The organism is Halorubrum sp. Ea8 (genome assembly GCF_002252925.1).
GTDB lineage: Archaea > Halobacteriota > Halobacteria > Halobacteriales > Haloferacaceae > Halorubrum.
On sequence record NZ_NHPF01000137.1, the window covers coordinates 1 to 2,828 of the forward strand.

The following is a 2,828-nucleotide window of genomic DNA, read 5'->3' on the forward strand; positions in this document are numbered from 1 at the left end:
CGGGATAGGCCACGTACGCAATCGTCAAGCCGCTGGTACAGACCCCGCAGAGTATCCATACCACAATCACCGTGGATGGGTGAATGTGTCTTTCGTTAGAGATACATTCTTTGGGGAACAGGTTTTCAGGCAAGAACCTGTCTGAAGGAGAGGATTTCAACAAGACCGCTTCACGATTTAGTGGATGGCACTCTGGCGGAGAGCAACCATCGCAATCAGGCCATTCGCATGCCCTATCTAACAGTTAATTTAGTAAATATCTAAGCGGAAATTTGTTAAGAACGATTCTATGACAGGCTTTATTGTAAGTTCAGTTGTATCGAGTTGGCATCACCACCGGTAGTAGTACGCACGTTTCCAGTCATGAACCATGCCACCTGGGATTCCATTTTTTATGACAAGAGTTGTAGCCGTTGCCACGGAGACACTCACAAGTAACACGATAATAGCGTTTGTCCATCGCTGTATTCCGGTCAATCCAGTTCGATACCAAGCGAACACGGCAACAGTGATGCCGATAACTGTGATGCTTGCAATCTCATCTCTACTCAAGCCAGCCCTTATCATGGTCCTCCATCTGAATACACGCGGCTGTACAGCGTCCATCCGATGGCCGAGACCGCGACGATGATGCCAATAACCGCAGGGATAGTGTTCGCAGAGCCGTTGAACGACCAGTCAAAAATCAAATAACCGATGACGGCAATCAGCGCGACGATAGTCCCGATGGCTCTGATCGCTGGTGAATCCGAACGACCACTACCAGGCATACCTGATTGACATCTGCACACGGTATTAAATCTAGGAGTTACCAGTCCTGAAACGTCGCTACGATAACTAACTAATTTTATGACACGCTGCACTGCAACATATACGCCGTGTATGCAGCAAGCCCTTGGTAAACTATCAGCGACAGAGGTTTACAACAAATTCAAATGTTGTAATTCAACCACAACCAAGTATGACTCACGATCAATCGATCTGTTGGCAACGTAAACTTGTTCGGTTCAAACTGTGGCTATTTGCGTAAGTAATCCGACAGCCCAGAGTAACAAGCCAGAGATCAGGAGATACGTTAGCGGGTTATACTCACTGACGATTGGATTCTCCTCATACCGTGCCAATCCGTAGAGACTGGTCAGTAACAAAAATAAACCACCCGCCAGCTGTAACACAGTTCCGATGGTGAATCGTAACTCTCCACCGACACTGACCTGAGCTAACAACAAGACACTGACAAAAAAGAAGCAGAGAGCGACTAACCTAGAGGGGTTCATAACCGCGAGTTACACTCCACGACCGGTATATTTACTGTTTGAACACTACGATCACGCACATAACGCCCAATTGGACGGTAAATCATACGGCCAGCGCTGGATGGACGAGACTGTCGTTTCAATCATCAAACTGCGACCACTATTCGAGTGGCCAAATCAACCGAGAAGACGTCACGCAGCGGTTGTGAGTGGGCCGGGGGCTTTCGACACTTACTGACCGAATAGCGCGGTCAAAGCAGATTCATCTCGCTTGGCTTTGTTGAAACCCTATTCTTTAGACATATTCTCGCCTGAAACAGTCGGTCGATGAGTGCTGCGAACATATCGATCCTGCGCTCAGTCACCTAAGGGGTCGCCACCTAATGTATGCGACTACTCCAAGAAGAGCAATTAGAACGGACAGGCTCTGTTGAAATCCTATTCTTCAGATATAATATCGCGTATAACAGCCGCTCAGCAGGTGCGCTTATTCACCGGTATCTGTTCGTTCCCCTATCCAAAAACCAAAGAGAAGGATAGCAAACCCGGCTACTACGGCTATCCAAAATCCCGGGTCTAGAACCATCGCAGGTGAAAACTCACTCGGGGCTAGAACCAACGTCCAAAGAGGGACACCAACCAGCAGACAAGCCAGCGCAATAAACATAAATTTGCGATAGGGATTCATCTTGTATAGATAAGTACCATTTGGCGTGAGATATATGCTCTCCCTTTCAGGGTAGTTTGTGAATGTTCTGTAGTGACCGAAACCGCGGTAAGATGTATCAAATTCTGAGGATTCCAACAGAGCTGGTTCTGTTGAAATCGTTAAGCGGTGATAGGATCGGCGTGAGAGATGCAGAAAGGATATTCAACAGGAGGACATCAAAAAGAAGTGTACAGCTTTCCAAAGTCCAATCATGCGCAAGGCCCTCTATCAAACTGGTATCGGATTGTATATTCTGTGGATAATAGCGACGACGCTGCTCATTCTCGGTCGATACACGCCGTTTCCATCGTATAAAATCGTTCACTCAGCGGTTGTAACTGGCGCAGTAGTACTTAGTATCCTAGGTGCGGGGCAACTTTTCCGGAAAGGCTATCGAAAGGTCGTCTCGGGGTAGATACGCGCTCTGAATGTAGCACAGCCTCGACAAACTATCAGCGACCAATGGTTTCAACAAAGCAATTATACGAATTCAAGGAGAGCAGCTGCGGCTAGCCGCAGGATGAATCCGACAACATGGAATTAATACACGTCCGACGGATTAGTTCGAGTTTCTAATATATACTTTGAAGTTCCCAAAACCATGATACGATAGTAAACCGCCCGCCGCAACCGGTCCGAAGACCGGCATTGTCCCTGAAACGTATGTTTCAACTGGCGGATGGCTGTCTCTATCCTCCACCGGTGGCGGTACTGATAGCCGAGTCCCTCCAATCCCGGCTTGATCGACACGGCAAGATGCCTCCTGTAGCGGAGACGCCTGATGCCGGGAGCGGCGAAAGCGATACACACACCATCTGGATTACAGATATGGATGTCGGTGAGCGGGACTTGGAGGGACTCGG

Annotated in this window: 2 protein-coding genes; one reads left to right on the plus strand and one right to left on the minus strand. The window is 48.3% G+C overall.

Going from position 1 to position 2,828, the window contains the following annotated elements; genetic code table 11:
• Positions 1 to 563: 563 nt before the first annotated feature.
• Positions 564 to 770 carry a hypothetical protein gene (locus DJ74_RS18870; RefSeq protein WP_094558235.1) on the minus strand — a complete coding sequence of 69 codons (207 nt, stop codon included), beginning with the start codon at positions 768 to 770 and terminating at the stop codon, positions 564 to 566.
• Between the two features lie 1,858 nt (positions 771 to 2,628).
• Here DJ74_RS18870 and DJ74_RS19465 point away from each other — a divergent pair.
• Positions 2,629 to 2,828, plus strand: a 200-nt coding sequence (locus DJ74_RS19465; RefSeq protein ID WP_217900348.1) for a hypothetical protein, incomplete at its 3' end; no start/stop codon positions are given.

Coding starts and splice junctions, on each gene's coding strand:
- DJ74_RS18870 (WP_094558235.1), bottom strand. CDS start 770: ATGCCTGGTAGTGGTCGTTCGGATTCACCAGCGATCAGAGCCATCGGG.